General features: G+C 42.3%; 15 protein-coding genes and 1 tRNA gene. 13 read left to right on the top strand and 3 right to left on the bottom strand.

Annotation, left to right across the window (positions count from 1 at the left end; genetic code table 11):
- Positions 1–15: 15 nt before the first annotated feature.
- Positions 16–91 (bottom strand) — tRNA-Met (locus tag BM192_RS13070).
- Positions 92–345: 254 nt separating this feature from the next.
- Between BM192_RS13070 and BM192_RS13065 the strand changes: the two genes are divergently transcribed.
- From BM192_RS13065 to BM192_RS13040, 6 genes are all read left to right on the top strand, one after another.
- Complete coding sequence (locus BM192_RS13065) at positions 346–981, top strand: Crp/Fnr family transcriptional regulator (RefSeq protein WP_051759709.1); 636 nt, start codon at positions 346–348, stop codon at positions 979–981.
- 79 nt (positions 982–1,060) lie between these two features.
- Positions 1,061–1,618, top strand: a complete 558-nt coding sequence (locus BM192_RS13060; RefSeq protein ID WP_081857477.1) for a YeeE/YedE family protein — start codon at positions 1,061–1,063, stop codon at positions 1,616–1,618.
- A 9-nt stretch (positions 1,619–1,627) separates the two neighbouring features.
- On the top strand, positions 1,628–2,041 hold the full coding sequence (locus tag BM192_RS13055; protein WP_037439185.1) for a DUF6691 family protein: 414 nt from the start codon (positions 1,628–1,630) through the stop codon (positions 2,039–2,041).
- Positions 2,042–2,053: 12 nt separating this feature from the next.
- Complete coding sequence (locus BM192_RS13050) at positions 2,054–3,418, top strand: MBL fold metallo-hydrolase (protein ID WP_037439184.1); 1,365 nt, start codon at positions 2,054–2,056, stop codon at positions 3,416–3,418.
- A gap of 22 nt (positions 3,419–3,440) precedes the next feature.
- Positions 3,441–3,878, top strand: a complete 438-nt coding sequence (locus BM192_RS13045) for a hypothetical protein (protein WP_139218442.1) — start codon at positions 3,441–3,443, stop codon at positions 3,876–3,878.
- 290 nt (positions 3,879–4,168) lie between these two features.
- Positions 4,169–4,777: a TlpA family protein disulfide reductase gene (locus tag BM192_RS13040; RefSeq protein ID WP_051759707.1), complete on the top strand. Its 609-nt coding sequence runs from the start codon at positions 4,169–4,171 to the stop codon at positions 4,775–4,777.
- A 56-nt stretch (positions 4,778–4,833) separates the two neighbouring features.
- On the opposite strand, the gene BM192_RS13035 is transcribed toward BM192_RS13040, so the two are convergent.
- Complete coding sequence (locus tag BM192_RS13035; RefSeq protein ID WP_201771363.1) at positions 4,834–6,204, bottom strand: amidohydrolase family protein; 1,371 nt, start codon at positions 6,202–6,204, stop codon at positions 4,834–4,836.
- 270 nt (positions 6,205–6,474) lie between these two features.
- On the opposite strand from BM192_RS13035, the gene BM192_RS13030 reads away from it, so the two are divergent.
- The 6 genes from BM192_RS13030 to BM192_RS13005 all read left to right on the top strand — a co-directional run bounded on the left by BM192_RS13030 (position 6,475) and on the right by BM192_RS13005 (position 14,662).
- Positions 6,475–7,623 carry an efflux RND transporter periplasmic adaptor subunit gene (locus BM192_RS13030; RefSeq protein WP_051759705.1) on the top strand — a complete coding sequence of 383 codons (1,149 nt, stop codon included), beginning with the start codon at positions 6,475–6,477 and terminating at the stop codon, positions 7,621–7,623.
- 4 nt (positions 7,624–7,627) lie between these two features.
- Entirely contained in the window at positions 7,628–10,759 is a 3,132-nt protein-coding gene (locus BM192_RS13025) for an efflux RND transporter permease subunit (protein ID WP_074964008.1), read from the top strand.
- 26 nt (positions 10,760–10,785) lie between these two features.
- Entirely contained in the window at positions 10,786–12,186 is a 1,401-nt protein-coding gene (locus BM192_RS13020) for an efflux transporter outer membrane subunit (RefSeq protein WP_074964007.1), read from the top strand.
- 31 nt (positions 12,187–12,217) lie between these two features.
- Entirely contained in the window at positions 12,218–13,291 is a 1,074-nt protein-coding gene (locus tag BM192_RS13015) for a sensor histidine kinase (protein WP_088775966.1), read from the top strand.
- Positions 13,292–13,302: 11 nt separating this feature from the next.
- A complete protein-coding gene (locus BM192_RS13010; protein WP_037439181.1) occupies positions 13,303–14,061 on the top strand; it encodes a LytR/AlgR family response regulator transcription factor in 759 nt (252 codons plus the stop codon).
- Between the two features lie 226 nt (positions 14,062–14,287).
- The gene (locus BM192_RS13005; protein WP_037439179.1) at positions 14,288–14,662 is read left to right on the top strand and encodes a hypothetical protein; all 375 of its coding nucleotides are present in this window, start codon (positions 14,288–14,290) and stop codon (positions 14,660–14,662) included.
- Positions 14,663–14,734: 72 nt separating this feature from the next.
- Here BM192_RS13005 and BM192_RS13000 read toward each other — a convergent pair whose 3' ends face one another.
- Positions 14,735–16,021 carry a glycoside hydrolase family 2 TIM barrel-domain containing protein gene (locus BM192_RS13000; RefSeq protein ID WP_037439186.1) on the bottom strand — a complete coding sequence of 429 codons (1,287 nt, stop codon included), beginning with the start codon at positions 16,019–16,021 and terminating at the stop codon, positions 14,735–14,737.
- A gap of 262 nt (positions 16,022–16,283) precedes the next feature.
- Between BM192_RS13000 and BM192_RS20960 the strand changes: the two genes are divergently transcribed.
- Complete coding sequence (locus BM192_RS20960; RefSeq protein WP_169741367.1) at positions 16,284–16,439, top strand: hypothetical protein; 156 nt, start codon at positions 16,284–16,286, stop codon at positions 16,437–16,439.
- The last annotated feature ends 5 nt before the right edge of the window (positions 16,440–16,444 follow it).

The raw sequence follows: 16,444 nt of genomic DNA, 5'->3' as shown, positions 1-16,444 counted from the left end.
AAGCTTTGTTCCTTTTGGTAGCGGGGACCAGACTCGAACTGATGACCTTCGGGTTATGAGCCCGACGAGCTACCAACTGCTCCACCCCGCACTATGTTTGTTAAAAAGAAGCATTCGACTGTCTCTCTCAACGGCTGCAAAGGTAACACAATTTTGTGCTCCTCCAAATCTTTTTTACAAAGACAACCCCTGCTGAGGTCATTTAAACCGTCAATCAACTACTATACAACTACTTAAACTATATGTTTTTTTTCAATAAAAATATATAGTTATCCCGCAGACGCCTGTAGAATCCTGACCAGGCAATTTCTACCTTTACAAAAGGTTCCATATTTAATTTTCAAGATGAACGTATCCATTACAAACTATATTGATCAGGTGTTTCCTCAATTTGAACCTGCTCTTAAAGAACTGCTGATTAATCAAGCCAGATTAAAAACATTCGCAGAAGGAGAATTCCTGATGGAAACCGGCCAATATTTACAATTCACTGTACTAATTGTAGCAGGAAGGGTAAAACTCTATAGAAATGGAGAAGATGGAACAGAATTTTTCATGTATGAACTTGAACCTGGTAACGCTTGTGCATTATCGCTGTCCTGCGCGATCAAACAGCAACAAAGTGAGGTTACGGCAAAAGCCATAGAAAAAACCATCGTTTTGCTTATACCAATCGGATTAATGGATAACCTGATGCAGGAATATAAATCGTGGTACTATTTTGTGATGGACACTTACAGACTGAGATTTGAAGAACTTTTGGAAGTTATTGACAATGTAACTTTCAAAGCGCTTGATGAACGTCTATTTGCCTATTTAAAACACCAATCAGAAAAACTGGGCACAAACCATTTACAGATTACCCATCAGGAAATTGCAACTGATCTGAATTCTTCCAGGGAAGTGATTTCCAGGATTCTCAAAAAAATGGAACAAAAAGGTCATGTAAAACTGAACAGGAATGCCATTGAAAGACTATAGTAATTCTTAGGTGACTAAAGTCACCTGATCAGAAAAAAAAGTATCGGATATTTGAACAGCAGACAATAATTTAAAGGCTATGATAGAATTCATTCAACAACCCTGGTCCTGGTATTTTTCGGGCTTCATGATCTTCGTAATTATGCTGATGTTACTTTACTGGAGGAAATCATTTGGATTCTCTGCCAACCTGCGGACGATCTGCACAATCGCAGGAGCCGGTAAAAAAACAAAATTCTTTGATTTTGACTGGAGAACGCAAAAGTGGAATCTACTATTTCTGGTTGGGTCGGTCATAGGCGGGTTTATCTCCTCTCAGTTCTTAAAAGACCCGGCTACTCTAAAATTATCGGTTGAAACCATAGCTGACCTGAAACAAATCGGATTCGATTTCAATGGTGAAATGAATCCCGCGGAGCTCTATTCTTTGTCTGCCCTGAAGAACCCTAAAATAATACTAATCCTAGTCTGTGGTGGCTTACTGGTGGGCTTTGGCACCCGGTACGCCGGAGGTTGCACTTCAGGGCATGCCATTTCTGGATTATCTGACCTTCAGATTCCCTCAATGATAGCTGTAACCGGCTTTTTTATTGGCGGGCTTACGATGACACATCTGATTATTCCTTTCATCTTCTAATCCCGAACTATGAAAACTCTAAAATATATAGCGGCAGGTATCCTCTTTGGAATTACAATGTCGAAATCTGAAGCAATTTCATGGTTCCGTATTCAGGAGATGTTCCGTTTCCAATCTTTCCACATGTATGGGATTATCGGTACAGCTGTGTGCATGGGAATAATTGCCGTGTGGTTAATTAAGAAATTTCAAATCAAAGATTCCACAGGACAGCAAATCATATTTAAAGAGAAAGAGAAATCGTTTACCCGTTATCTGATTGGTGGAACTATATTTGGATTGGGATGGGCATTAACAGGTTCATGTCCGGGTCCGATGTTTGTAAATCTAGGTTATGGTTATCTTTCGATGCTTATTGTAATCGCTGGTTCAATTGCCGGAACCTACATCTACGGTTTAGTTAAAGATAAAATTCCGCATTAAAATTAACAGTACATGAAGATTCAACAATTTGAAGACAAGCACCTTTCACATTACAGTTATGCAATTCTAAGCGAATGTGAAAGTCAGATTATACTCATCGACCCTTCCAGAAATCCGAAAGTTTATGAAGCCTATGCTGCAGAAAATAAAGCTGCTATAATCGCCGTTATTGAAACTCATCCGCATGCAGATTTCGTGAGTAGCCATCTGGAATTTCACCAGCGGCATAATGCGAAAATTTACGCACATAGTTTAACCGGCGCATCCTATCCTTTTGAGCGTTTTGATGAAGGGGCAGTGATAAATCTTGGTAAAATAACGCTCAGCAGTCTTCATACGCCGGGCCACTCCCCTGATAGTATCTGCATTGTTCTGCATCACAATGGCCGGGAAGAAGCCGTGTTTACTGGTGACACACTTTTTGTAGGTGATTGCGGAAGACCAGACCTGCGGGAAGATGCCGGCAATCAAAAGGCAAAACGGGAGGAACTCGCAGGAAAGTTATTCCATTCATTACGGGACAAATTGATGCGCTTACCGGATCATGTCACGGTATATCCCGCGCATGGTGCCGGAACACTCTGCGGAAAAGGCCTAAGTACTGCCAATAGCAGCACTATCGGCGCAGAAAAAGCCGGTAACTGGTCGTTAAATGAACCTGATAAACCGGCATTTATTCGGACTTTAATTGCCGATCAACCCTTCATCCCAAAATATTTCGGCTACGATGTAGAACTAAACCGCAGTGGAGCGCCGGCTTTTGAAGAGGCTATTAAAAAAGTATCTGTTTTGGCCCAGGAAGATAGGAATAGCAGAACTGTAATATCTTCGAACGACAGGAATGATCTGATAATAATTGATACCAGGCCGGAAACAGAGTTCAAGAAAGGTTTCCTGCCAGGATCGGTTAATATTCAGGAGGGCAATAAATTTGAAACATGGCTGGGGAGTATTGTCAATCCTGGTGAGCGGTATTATCTGGCTGCCGCCGACAATGAAAAGCTGCTGGCGATGATCAGCCGCACTGCCAGCATAGGATATGAATCTTTTATAGCTTCTGCATTTATTAGTAAAGGTGGCTCGCAAACCATGGATGCACCGGATCTTGAGCTTTTAACAAGCAATCCGGATCACTTTACTATTGTCGACGTCAGAAATACCGGCGAAGTTAAGGCCCAACCGATATTTGCACATGCAATACACATCCCATTGGCAGAGCTGCGCGAGAGAACAACAGAAATTCCAACAAACAAACCGATTATGGTACACTGCGCCGGGGGATACAGAAGCGCCGCAGCCAGCAGCATCCTCTATATAGCCCTGGGAACTCAGACCCGGATCTATGATTTAGGAGAGGCGATTGCACAGTTTAAATAAGTTTATAATTAAATTCATAGCTTTGGCATTCATGCAAAACAGGAAAGCCCAAAATATCTACACGCAATTTATGCATATCGGAAGAAATCCGATTGCCTTGCTGCTAATGATATTTTTCGTGATTTCTTCTTGCCCGGTTAAACAAAGTATTAATGCCTATCTGGGAAAACCAGACATCCCAGCCCTTCCCGGAAAAGCAAAGGCAGGCACACTGAAAACAGGAATATATCTGAATAATGTGGCCGTATGTCAGATTTCAACTGATATAAAATCCGGGAGTCTGCAGATAGACCAGCAGACTTCAACATTAAAAGCGTCAGTCTTATTTCTTACTTCCTTATTACTCGCAGTTAACTGTTTGTGGCTGACCTTAATAAAGCCTGCCATCAAATCCACAGGGGATAAAGAACTCCGCTCCGCCTGCCCAATTTATCTGCGTAACTGTCTCTTTCTGATATAGACAATAAAAACAGTCCGCGTATGCTGACCAGCACACCGGCTTTCCGTAGCCTTGTCTATTCTTTTATCAAATTCTATCGATAATATTTATAGCAATGCATAAAGTTTACTTTGTAGGCTTATTTATCCTGCGCTGCGATTTAAATAGTTATTCTCAAACGCCTGTTTCTCCATTGCAGCAATTTAGGAAAAGTGTATATGCGACTTACCCGGTTCGCAGACTAAACAGCCCTGGTAATTGCTACAAAAAGAATAAATAATCAATGTATTTTTAACACTCAAATAATTATAATGGAAACAAAAAAGAAATGGTTTACTGCATCAAATATCTTCACTGCTGTCATATTTTTGTTGATCGCAGCTTTGATGATCAATCCACAAATTAAAGGAACAATGATGCAGGGACTAATGAAAATTGGTTTATTTCAGCCTGAAGTCCCATCTGGCACAAATATGGATTCGGGATCTGAAACCAATGCACAACAAGCCAGTACATCGGTTTCCTTCAAAGACGAAAACGGCGCAGTTTTACCTTTGAATTCACTTCAGGGTAAAGTAGTGTTCATTAATTTCTGGGCAACGTGGTGTCCTCCTTGTGTAGCTGAAATGCCTTCGATTAATGCTTTATATGATAAATTAAAAACAAACCCTAATGTTGTTATTCTCATGGTTGACGTGGATAACAAAGCAGAGCAATCGCAGGAATTTATGCGCAAGAATAAATATAGCTTACCAGTCTTCACACCGGCAAGCGCAATTCCTCCAGAATACCTGGGAAGCGCAATCCCGACAACTCTAGTATTGAATAAAGCAGGTAAAATAGTCTTCAAACATGAGGGTGGTGCGGATTATACCAATCCTGAATTCCTGGCTTACCTGGAAAAACTAAGCAAAGAATAGACATCCATGGAACACATCCTGTTATACAGGATGTGTTTATTTGCCCGGACGGCAAATCAATTACCTAGCGGTCCATTACTGATTTTTTTACCTGCTTTATAAACTGCCTCAATTTTCCTCGTATTCTTGATATCCTCCACCGGATTACCTGAAAGTATGATCAGGTCTGCAACTTTACCTTTTTCCAGCGTCCCATAATGTTTTTCAAGCTGCATCGCTGTAGCACTATTTTTTGTGGCCGTTCCAATCGCCTCTAATGGTGTAAGACCCGCCTGCACCATTAGTTCCAGTTCAAGATGTTCCGAAAAACCCTGTGTACGCAAGGGTGTCGCCCCCGAGTCTGTCCCCATAGCGACTAGAATACCAGCGTCATACAACTTTTTTAAATTCTTCAACGCAATCTCAAAACCTGCTTTATTACGGGTGTAACTTCGTGAATTCCTCACTTCCTGTTGATATCCGGGTGCCGTGATCATCGCTAATACTCCCGGCTCCAGAGAAGCTTTGAAAAACGGATCATCTAACCAATCAGGGTTATTTCCGTAAATAAAAGAAAACTCATCTAAAGCAAGGGTTGGAATATAAATAACGTTTTTCTGTTTCATCTCTTGTATCAAGGCATCGCCGATAATACTATCCCTGATACTATGACCTATAATATCAACATCATTATCAATCAGATCACGTGCGTCTGCCAGGTAATATACATGCGCAGCGACACGCAGTTTATGTTGATGCGCCTGATCAATAATTGACTTAAATATAGCAGGAGACATTGGTTTTGCATCTCCCCCGAATTTATCCTGCCAGATTTTCACAACAGATGCTTTAATCTTCGCCAGACTATCAATCTGTGCCGGCACCTGGGAAGCATCCGAAGGGCGAAACAGATAATCCTTTCCCGAAGAAAGCGCTGGCGATGGCCCATTTGGTACGTTGAACCCATAACCGGCAGAATATAACCGGGCACCCGGTAATTGCCCATTCAAACTGGAATCTCGTAATCCACTTTCAAAAAGCATAGGCCTGTCGGTACCCATAACCTGAATAATACTAACTCCATAATCCAGATATTTCTGAAGCTGAGCAAGGATATTCTCCCGCGTATAATGGTCAGCATTAGTTGTCGTACCCTTCAGTGTACCGATATGAACATGCGCGCTGATCATTGCCGGCATAATTGTTTTACCATTTAAGTCTATAATCTGCGTGGCAGATGCTGTATCCAGATCTGCGCCTATTCCTGCAATAGTATCACCCTGAATAAGAATGCGGGTATTTTCAACCGGCTGCCCGCCATTTCCATCTATCAATCTCACATTTTTGAATAAAATCGTATTTACATCTGTTTTTTTACTCGTGGTACATGATTGCATTAAAAGTATACCGGCAACGGCTATAAATAAGGCTTGAATAGTTTTTCTCATATAAATGCGTTTTGATTTATGCTGTATAATTGACTGGGACGAGGTAAACCCTTAAGATAAACACTTATTATCAACGATTTTAACCAGTAATTGTTTATTTATCAGTTTATTCATAAAATTAAACAGCCCTATATTCAAATAAAGGCAATTTCAGCACTTCGGCGAGTATCCCCTACGTTTCATCCTGAATTTAATCCAGCTGGGTTCTTTTGCAGCAGAACCACCTTCCAGCCACCAGTATATTTGCCGCCAACATTAAAATACAGGCAAATGCTTTTTAAATTCAACTTCCAGAACGTCCTTCTAATTTCCCTGCTGTTTTTCCAGATTTCATTAAACTGGGGATGCAGGTCCCATGATAAACCCGCAGAGGAATCTGTTAAAAAACTAGCGGCAGTGACGCTTCAAGAAAGCCAGGTCACTGTCAGCTCTGCTTATCCGGCAAGGATCGAAGGTAAAGTCAATGTGGATATACGGGCACAGGCAGAAGGCTATCTGGAAAAGATTTTTATCGAAGAAGGTGCTTTTGTAAAAGCAGGGCAACCTCTTTTTAAGATCAATGATCTTCCGCTTAAAGAACAACTAAATACCGCAAAAGCAAATCTCTCTGCCGCTCAGGCCGCAGTAAAAAATGCAAAGCTTGAAGTAGAAAAGTTCACCACCCTCAGCACTAATAAAATCACTTCCGGTTTTCAGCTGAAGACGGCAAATGCTGCACTGGAAAGTGCAGAAGCAAACGTTGCACAACAAACAGCATTGGTAGAGGCGGCAAAGATTAATCTCGGTTTTACAACGGTAAAGGCCCCGGTGAGTGGGTTTATTGGCAGAATCCCAAAAAGAACTGGTAATCTGATTTCCCGTACAGACACAGAGCCATTAACGACCCTGACAGACATCAGTCAGATCTATGCTTATTTCTCAATGACAGAACTGGATTTTCTGCAGTTCAATAATCAGCAATCCGGTAACAAAACATTGCCGCAACTAATTGCAGATCTACCGCAGGTTTCGCTGATTCTTGCAGATGGTACTCCTTACGAGAAAAAAGGAAGGATTCAAATGATAGATGGACAGTTTGACACTGCAATTGGTGCGATAAGCATCCGTGCAGCATTTGACAATCCAAAATATATACTGCGCTCAGGTAACACCGGACGAATAGTGTTGCCGGAAACCATCAGTAATGCTATCCTCCTTCCGGTCAGGGCGACGATGGACATGCAAGACAAAATCTTTGCATTCAGACTTAAAAAAGATCAGACAGTAGAACGTGTTTCCATTATAACCAATGGTAAAAGTGGGGATAATTATATCGTTAAGGGAGGTATCAAAGCCGGTGATGTCGTGATTATTCATGACGTAGCCACCATTCAGGAAGGCGAAAAAATACACCCGGAAATGACAACCGTTAAAAAATAAGAACATGCTCAAAAAGATTATTGACCGGCCGGTACTGGCTACGGTTATCTCCATTATATTACTATTGCTTGGTATTGTCAGTTTGACCAGACTGCCCATTACCCAGTTCCCCGATATTGCTCCACCCACAGTATTCGTTTCAGGAGCCTATCCGGGCGGAAACAGTGAAAGTGTGACCAGATCTGTTATCACACCTTTGGAAGAAGCTATTAATGGTGTGGAAAATATGCAGTATATGACCTCCTCGGCGGGTAGCGATGGCTCATTTTCAATTACGGTGATTTTTGGTCTCGGAATTGATCCTGACCAGGCAGCTGTAAACGTACAGAACAGGGTTGCCCAGGTTAACAGCCAGATTCCCGAAGAAGTACTCCGCGCAGGAATTACGACCACCAAACAGCAGAACAGTAACATTATGTACTTTAACCTAACCAGCGAGGATAAGGAAAAGTATGATGAAATCTTTCTGCAGAACTATGCAAAAATTAATCTGGTACCAACATTAAAACGTATCCCTGGAATCGGGAATGTACAACTCTTTGGCAGCAAGGACTATTCTATGCGAATCTGGCTCGATCCGGGCAAGCTAACCATGAATAAGCTGGTACCGCAGGATATTGAAAATGCTTTAAGTAAAAGTAGCCTGGAAGCATCTCCAGGAAAACTCGGCGAAGACTCTGATGCTCCTCTGCAGTATGTAATCAAATACAAAGGTAAACTGAATCAGAAAGAAGAATTCGAACGAATTATTGTCAAATCAAATCCGGATGGTTCGATGCTGCGTCTTAGGGATGTATCCAGAATAGAATTCGGAGCTTCTTTTTACGACAGTGATAATAAATCCAATGGAAATCCAGCGGTGACTATGGGAATCCAGCAGACCAGCGGATCCAATGCCACTAAGATTGAAACTGCCGTCCGTAAAAATCTAGAGGAACTAAACAAAAAATTCCCTAAAGGAGTAAAATACGAGATTATCCAGAGTGTAAAAGAACAACTGGATCAATCTATTGCCCAGGTGAAGACCACCCTGATAGAGGCCTTCATTTTGGTCTTTATTGTTGTGTTTATTTTCCTTCAGGATTTCCGTTCTACATTGATCCCTGCTATAGCTGTACCAGTTGCAATTATCGGTACCTTCTTTTTTCTTCAGCTGATAGGCTTTACCATTAATGTACTAACCTTATTCGCGCTGGTACTGGCGATTGGAATTGTAGTGGACGATGCTATCGTAGTGGTAGAAGCGGTTCATGCAAAATTGAATGGCAGCAATCTTACACCTCAGGAAGCTACGCAGTCTGCGATGAGTGAAATTACCGGAGCCATTATCTCTATTACACTCGTCATGTCAGCGGTATTCCTGCCGATTGGATTTATGGAAGGTCCTTCCGGCATATTCTATAAGCAATTTGCTTTTACACTGGCCATTGCCATTCTAATTTCCGCTGTTAATGCTTTAACACTCAGCCCGGCATTATGCGCCCTGTTTCTCAAAGCTGAACACAGTCCTGCAGCAAATGAGCCGGCACCTGGTTTCAAAAAGCGTTTCTTTACGGCTTTCAATATAGGTTTTGATGGTCTGACCAATAAATATATCCATAGCGTTTCTTTCCTGATCAGGAAAAAATGGTGGAGCATGGGTGGCCTTGCTATTGTCAGCGGGCTCGCTTTCTGGATGATGACTGTGTACCCTAAAGATTTTATTCCAGAAGAGGATGACCGTTTTATCATGTATAATCTGTCGCTTCCGGCAGGTACTAACCTGAACTATACAACTACGGTGATCGATAGAATCGACAGTGCTTTCAGGACAATGCCGGAGGTAGAGAGTATTACGAGTGTTTCAGGGTTTAATATGCTGAGCAATAGTGCCGGTCCATCCTATGGTATTGGATTTATGCGACTGAAAGAGGCTAAAGACCGGGGTGAAATTCAGGATATGAATAAAATCATAGAGGCGATGAACAGCCGCTTGGATGGTATACGTGAAGGAGAGTTAAGCCTCTTCCGCTCCCCTCCTGTCCAGGGATTCGGCAGTGTGAGTGGCGCAGAAATGGTATTGCAGGACAAATCGGGTGGTGAGTTGACAAAGTTCAATGAGAATGCTCAGCAGATTATCGAAGAGCTGAATGGCTTACCTACTGTTGCAGCTGCATTTACAACATTCAGAGCCGATTTCCCACAGTATGAAGTTATTGTCGATGAAGATAAGGCCAATCAGCTGGGTACAAATACCCGTGATATCTTAACCACTATGCAACTTTTTTACGGTGGAAGCCAGGCCGGTGACTTTGTTCGTTTCGGTAAATTCTACCGGGTTACACTGAAGTCAGAAGGCGCTGCGAGAATGGATGAAAATTCATTGAGCCAGGTATTTATTAAAAGTGAGACGGGAGCTATGATTCCTGTAAATACACTGGTTAAACTCAAAAAAGTATATGGTCCGGAAGTAGTGAGCAGGTATAATCTGTTTAATAGTATTACGGTGAATGTCATGCCTGCGCCGGGTTATAGCAATAGCCAGGCAATGGACGCTGCAGAACAGGTCCTTGCAGAAAAACTTCCTGCAGATTACGGATTTGAATGGAGCGGATTAAGTCGTGAAGAACGCAATTCAGGCGGACAGACGGTATTTGTCTTCGGAATGTGTATCCTGTTCACATACTTCCTTCTAGCTGCACAATATGAAAGTTACCTGCTGCCATTAGCGGTTATCCTTTCCATCCCTACCGGGATACTGGGGGTGTTCATTGCAATCGGCGCAACGGGTATCACCAACAATATTTATGTACAGATCGGGCTGATCATGCTCATTGGATTATTAGCCAAGAATGCTATTCTGATTGTCGAATTTGCCCTGCAGTCCCGTCGTAACGGAACACCATTACTGGAAGCTGCGCTTAGCGGCGCCAGATTGAGGTTGAGACCAATTCTTATGACATCACTGGCATTCGTTGCCGGCCTTGTTCCGCTAATGATGGCGACAGGACCATCTGCAGTAGGTAACCGTTCAATCAGTACCAGTGCCGCAGGCGGGATGCTTTCAGGCGTACTCCTCGGCTTATTTATAATTCCTGTTCTGTTTATCATTTTCCAGGGACTGCAAGAAAAGATCAGCCGGAAAAAACTATCCTGACACAGGCAAAATCAAACGAAAATCACATGAATTTAAAACATCTCATTATAGGTATATCCATGCTTTCAGTTGCTTCCTGTAAAATAGGAAAAGACTATGTAAAGCCCGAAACCGGCCTGCCAGATGCATTCCGAAATGCCGTTGTCACCACCGATACGCTTACACTGCCGGACAGTAAATCTTTCTTCAGAAACAGGGTCTTGTTAGCGCTGATCGATACTGCGTTAGTTAAAAACAACGATCTGAAAGTTGCACTGGCTAATATCACCAGCGCTCAGCTTACCTTAAAAAGGGTCAGACTGAATTATCTGCCTGAGCTGACTGCACAGGTAAATGGCAGTCACAATATTTCTTCAAAAAACAGTCTTGCAGGGATCGGAAACGAACAGTTTACCGGATCCCGGGACATCGAAGATTATACAGCATCACTGGGCTTTAGCTGGGAAATCGACATCTTCGGGCGTATTAAAAGGGAAAAAGAAGAAGCTCTTGCATTGATGCTGCAAAATATAGAAGTCAAAAAAACGGTACAAACCCGGCTGATAGCAGATGTTGCGAACGCATATTATAACCTAATTATGCTGGATGAGCAACTTCATATTGCGAAACAGAGTTTCGCACTGAGCGATAGCACCTATAAACTCCTCCAGGTACAATATGAAGTTGGAGAAACTACTTCCTTAGGTTTGCAGCAAGCAGAAGCGCAACTCGAAATGACCAGACAACTCATTCCTCAGATCGAACAAAGTATTGCCCTTCAGGAGAACGCAATGAGCCTGCTGACCGGTACTTTCGCGGGCCAGGTTAAACGTACAGAACAACCGGGTGCAGAATTCCGGGCAGAGGACCATACTGGATACCCGGTATCGTTATTATCCTTCAGGCCTGATATCAAAGTTGCTGAATTTGCTTTGAAAGCTGCAAATGCCCGGGCTGGAATTGCTCAGGCTTCGCTATATCCTACTTTAACTATTACGGCAAACGGGGGCCTCAATTCATTTAAAGCCTCGAACTGGTTCAGCATACCCGGGTCGTTATTTGGTAACGTTATGGGTGGTATTACACAGCCAGTATTTCAGCGTAAACGATTAAAAACACAATATCAGCAGGCGGTAATTGAAAGAGAAAAAGAGGTATTCAACTTTCGTCAGGCCGTGCTGACTGGCTATTCTGAAGTTTCAGATGCGCTAATCAGCAAAGAAAAGCTGGATTTACAAATGACCGCCGCTTTAAACAGGGAAAAAGCTTTGGAAGCCGGAATAAAGTCTGCCGGAATCCTGTTCAGCACAGGAATGGTAAATTACCTGGAGATCATTAACGCAAATAATAATTACCTTCAGTCCCGTTTACAAACTGCCCAGCTTCAAAGAGACCAGGCAGCTGTACGCATTGCACTTTACCGTGCCTTAGGCGGAGGTTGGAATTAAGATCTCTCCGGAATTAAGTATAATAAACACCATGCAGCTAGAGCTCAAAAGACATATCCAGATGAGATTACTGTTCATACCAGTAGTATTTTTTATGATTTACCTGCTGGTATACCTGGTAGATCCCTTTAGCGAAAACTGGAAGTGTTATCTCGATTATTCAGCGCAGGAAATATTCGTGGAATTCATAATGGGTATCTTACTTAGCTGGGCAATTATCGAATTCAGCCAGTCTATCAGTTCGCTGATGGACAGGTTAATGCCCTGGTCGGGATCTTCCCTGGTCAGGTTTCTGGCCCAAACAGCACTAATTATTGTATCCGTTATCATTATGCTGTATCTGCAGGACAGAATATTTGTACTGATCTACGGAAATCAGAAACTTACCCCACAGGAAAATCTAAGCATCTGGCAATTCTGTGTGGTCAGTATTATTGTTTCAGTGATTGTAAGTCTGGCGAACACCGGATATTATTTACTGAAGAAATGGAAGATCTCCATGTCCGAAGCCGCCGAACTGCGTATCCATACATTGGAGCTTAAAGAGGTAGCGATGCATGCAGAATTACAATCTCTCAAATTACAGCTGGACCCACATTTCATGTTCAATAATTTCAGCACCCTCTCTGAGCTGATGAACGGTGACCTTCCGCAGGCAAATGCTTTTCTGGATAATCTGGCTAGAGTTTACCGGTATATGATCCAGAACCTCAAAAAGAACCTCGTTCCACTGAAAGAAGAAATTAAATTTGTTACCGCCTATCTTTATCTGATTTCCATCAGGCACGGCGATAACGTCCGCGTCACTATTGAACTTGGTGAACAGGCAATGGAAAAATCTATTCCCCCGATTACCATCCAGTTACTTATTGAAAATGCGATTAAACATAATATTGCATCGGCAGAAAACCCATTGTATATTTCAATAAGTTCCATCTCTGATCAGGTCGTAATCAGTAATAATCTTCAGCGTATACCAGTGACCATCCCGTCATCCGGTATGGGCTTACATAATATTAAAGAACGATACCGGCTTTTGGCAGGTCAGGAACCGCTAATTAATGACGATAGTGAACTATTCCAGGTTTTCCTTCCTTTACTCTAACCGAAGCGGATATGAAGATTTTAATTCTTGAAGACGAAAAACATAATGCATCCAGACTAAAACGGATCTTAATGGAATCTAATCCGGACGTAGAAATACTGGATACACTGGAAACGGTTAAAGTCAGTGTGGAATGGCTCCGGAACAATCCCATTCCTGATGTCATCTTAATGGATATCAGACTGGCCGATGGATTGAGCTTCGATATCTTCAGTCAGATTAACGTCGCCTGCCCCGTAATATTCACGACAGCTTATGATGAATATGCGGTAAGAGCCTTTAAAGTTAATAGCCTGGATTACCTGCTAAAACCTATTGACAAAGACGAATTGCAGCAGGCTCTGCTTCGGGTAAATCCGGTAAAAACTAATTATTTGAAAATGACCGATGTCCAGATAATTTTGGAACAGTTTCGGCAAAGCTCCACCTCCTACAGAAGGCGCTTTTTGATTCCGGTACATGATGGATATATGTCTGTCGGAACAAATGAAATCAGCTTTATTTACTCAGAGTTTAAACTGACACATCTGTTTCTGGATTCCGGAAAATCAATTTGCATTCAGCAGACACTGGATGAACTGGAGGAAGAACTGGATCCTGAATTATTCTTTCGGGGTAACCGACAGATTATATTAAGTGTTGACAGTATCGATAAAATCTATAATTCCTTCAACGGAAAATTAAAGGTGACATTAAAAAAAGACAACCAGAAAGAGGTTTTCATCAGCCGGGAAAAAGCACCACTATTTAAAGCCTGGCTAGATAAATAAGTCCATTCGGTAAAAAAGCATTAAAAGAGTTTATTCATTTCTAATTCTGCTTAATCCCATCCAAAGAAGAAATTAACTTCGCACAGTACTTATCAATCTGGAACTATCCGGCAGGAAAATTCAATTTCCAGTTGCATAGGTCAAGGTTATTTTTGATCAGATGAATTGCGTTATAAAAATGTTTATATTGGATAAATATTTAATAAATAACCATTTATAAATCATTATGAAAAAGCTAAGCTTAGTTTGCACAGTTATCCTCGGGCTGTTCTTTTGCCTTGATGCCTCAGCACAAACCACTGCGGATTATTTCGCAGGGAAATGGAACGTTACAATATTCGGCACGCCAAATGGAGATGCCAAAATAACGCTGGTCCTGGAGAAAAAGGGCACAGATCTCACAGGAGTGGTTCGGGACTCTACAAATACCGAAGTATCCACTATCACGCAGATAGATCAGAACGATAAATCAATCACTGCAGCTTTTAATATCCAGAACTATGATGTAACGCTTACATTAAATCCGGTTGACCAGGATAACACTAAAGGAACGCTGATGAATATGTTTGATGCTGTTGGCGTCCGTGTAAAAGAAAACTAAGCCAGGAGACTAGTCGAATAAAATAGCGCACCCTGCCAGAAAGCAGGGTGTTCGCTGTGCTTCCACCCCCATCTATTTTTTCACGAAGAAGGGAATATTTGCTGTTGCCACATTATTATTCCCATCGGAGACATAAATAAATAATCGGTAAGCCCCTTCCTGATCGGGCGCAGTCACCATAGCCTTATCGAAAGAGGTGTTTTTCACCATCCCTGGAATAGGTTTTGGTCGAGTTTCGCGATCACCGCCTGTCTTTAGGTCTGTACTCTCCGGTAGCAGTTCCCAGCGTGTTGTCAGCTTATCCATATCAGGATCGGTAACTCTGATTGTCGCAGAATACGATTTACCCGGACTTAGGTAGATAAAATCCAACACCTTTTTATCGTCAAGACGGAAAGAATCAAGGTGCGGGGCGCGATTTTCCGGCCATTTCCCCGACCACAGATACTGCATCACGTCAACTACCTCGTTCTCCTCCCCCGCTTCCGTAAACAATCCGTACCATGTAGGCGTGCGTTCCTGTTTTTGGCCCCAAAGAAATACATAGGACCCAATACAATGCTTATCTTTCAAGATAGACGCTTCGTAACGACTTTTATAAACGACAGCTTTTTCGCTGCTAGTCTCTTCTACGGAAGCTTCCCAAGGTGTCTGTGGCCCTTCCCAGTGTCCTGTCGGCCCCCATTCTGTTACCATATATGCCTTTTCCCAGCCAGTAGCCTTTATTTGGTCTGGCACAGCGGCCAGACCACCATATACCTGAACAGAGATCAGATCTAGTGCAGGGCACTTCTCTTTGATATAATCTATTTCCCGTTGATTAATTCCCGCAAGCATGGTGGTAACCAGATGGTTTGGATCAATCTGATGAATCATTTTAGCGATGTCATTAACTGCATCCCAGACTTTAGGATTTTTATACTCCAAATTCAACTCATTACCAATCCCCCAGGCCAGTAGCGCCGGATGATCTTTGTATTTCAACACCTCGTCACGAATCCGGTCCAACTGTGAGGCAACAGCTGCAGAGTCTTCATAATTGAAACCATGGCGCTCAATACCAACTCCTATTCCCATAGTTACTGTCAAACCCAACCGCTGCGCATCGTCTAGAACTTTCTGACCGTTTGTCGTGGTCCAGGTACGAATAGAATTCCCCCCATAAGCTTTTAGCCGGTCCATATAATCAGTGCCGCCAGCCCCTTTTATAAAATAAGGCTTTCCACCACGAAACAACGTATACCCCCCGTCCTGTTTAATAATCTCGGCTTTTACGGGCTCCTGCTGTTGCGCCAGAGCAGTAGAATCAATTGAAAATAATACCAGGAAACTTAAAGTCGTTAATGCCGAAAAATTCATGTGGTTCAGTTTTAAAGTTAAAGTAATGAAAAAATCTTTGATAGCTTCCCACATCAAGCGGTAATCCACAGATGTAACAAATGATGAATTTAATATTTATTAACACTAATGAAACATAGCAAGCTTAGATTCGCCCCATATTAATCCGGTAATATTTTGGAATAGTTATCCAGGAATCTTCAGCTCCCTTTCGGAAAACCGAAACACGATAATTGCGACCTGAGCGTATCTTTCAGGAACCCGTCTCGTTAAAAGACAGGATATGAATGCGCTTAAGTACGTAGTTATGATTACTAGCTCCGGAAAATATGATTTAGTGAGGACAAGTATTGCCGGTGTATTTAAAGGTTCAAATAACTGGTCAAAAGAATATATTTGGCTCATGCATGTAAGTCCTGTTCCGGTGGCACCGAGGTAGAGACA

The organism is Pedobacter antarcticus (assembly GCF_900112985.1).
GTDB lineage: Bacteria > Bacteroidota > Bacteroidia > Sphingobacteriales > Sphingobacteriaceae > Pedobacter > Pedobacter antarcticus.
This window is presented reverse-complemented; position numbering and strand designations above follow the sequence as displayed.